This is a genomic window from Photobacterium sp. R1 (genome assembly GCF_054600795.1).
Genome location: NZ_BAAHZP010000819.1, coordinates 1 through 248, shown reverse-complemented (window position 1 = coordinate 248; position 248 = coordinate 1). Strand labels below are relative to the sequence as shown.

1 protein-coding gene is annotated in these 248 nt (G+C 57.7%); it reads right to left on the bottom strand.

The features are described from left to right. Positions 1 to 248 (bottom strand): aminotransferase class III-fold pyridoxal phosphate-dependent enzyme (locus ACYP03_RS27350; RefSeq protein ID WP_459782850.1); only part of this gene is annotated, 248 nt, incomplete at both ends.

Genomic DNA, 248 nt, shown 5'->3' with positions numbered 1-248 from the left:
CGGCCAGATCCGCCAGCGGTGACAGTGCCGCGTGCATCATCGCACCTTTTTGCTGTACTTCTTCCATCAGGTGGCTGTCTTCGAAATAGCTCAGCGCTTCACAGCCCGCCACAAAGGACAGACATTGTCCGCGGAAGGTGCCCGTGTGCTCGCCCGGAGACCAATGCTTATCCAGCTCGGGTTTTATCAGATTCATGGCAATCGGGGTGCCCATGCCGCCCAGCCCTTTGGCCAGACAAACGATATCA